A 1038-nucleotide genomic window follows, 5' to 3' on the forward strand; every position below is an offset into this window, starting at 1 on the left:
ACCTCAACTTAAAGTATTTTCGAGAATACTGCGGAAAGGGCTCAGTGCGCCAGACAATCGGTCGACCGCTGCCGCCGCTGCCTCGTATTCGTATTCCTTTCCGGATTCGCCCTCATGCCTCTGGGTTGGGCAAAGCCCGATGAATAACCTCAAGCGTTGGAGCTTCCGCCAAATCCGGTGCTGTTTAAAACCTAAGAAATTGGGCGATATTAGAATATCGTTTGGATATCGAAAAAACATTTGATATCAATCAAATGCCCGATTGGTGTCATACTGAGAGCTATTTCGGACGGTCCGCAGTGTTTGATTTTTTGGTTGTGTGCGCACAAGGTTTTTTCGCCTCTATTGAGTTTCCACTGGGTGGTATCGTCCCGACTTCTGCATAAACAAGACGAAGGCAGGTCATGCACAGCAAGCTGTTCGAAGCCGCATTGGGTGTGAGCGATCCGTGGTTCGTGAGCGGCGTCGATTTCGACGCGGCGACCAAGCTGCTGACGATCCAGATCGATTTCACTGCTGGAAGTCGCTTCGCGCATCCTGAAGTGGCCGGCGCGCATTCCGTGCACGACACCATCGTCAAGCGTTACCGGCACCTGAACTTTTTCCAGCACGACTGCTACCTCGAAGTACGCACGCCGCGCGTGAAGCTGCCCGACGGCCGCGTAGCGCTTGTCGAGCCCGATTGGGCCGGCAAGCTCAGCGGTTTCACGCTGCTGTTCGAGGCGATGGTGCTCACGCTCGCCCAGCAGATGCCCTTTACTGTTGTAGCCCGCGCCGTCGGCGAATCGTGGCACCGGGTGCATGCGATCTGCAAGCGATACGTCCAACTGGCGCTGGCCGCGATCGACCTGTCCGGCATGACCAGCGCCGCTGTGGACGAGACCTCCTACAGGCGGGGGCACAACTATCTGACGCTGGTGGCCGACGCCGAACAACGCAAGGTCGTGTTCGTCACCGAAGGCAAGGATGCCGCCACCATCGAACAGTGGTTCTGGTGCAAATAGGTAGACGGGTTGAGAAAGCTTATATAGGTAGGAC

The 1038-nt window shown here is 56.1% G+C and carries 1 pseudogene; it reads left to right on the top strand.

Annotated elements, in window-relative coordinates:
- Positions 1-404: 404 nt before the first annotated feature.
- A pseudogene (locus BMI01S_RS37715) lies at positions 405-980 on the top strand (helix-turn-helix domain-containing protein); the annotation flags it as partial.
- Between the last annotated feature and the right edge of the window lie 58 nt (positions 981-1038).

The organism is Paraburkholderia mimosarum LMG 23256 = NBRC 106338, assembly GCF_000739815.1.
Lineage (GTDB): Bacteria > Pseudomonadota > Gammaproteobacteria > Burkholderiales > Burkholderiaceae > Paraburkholderia > Paraburkholderia mimosarum.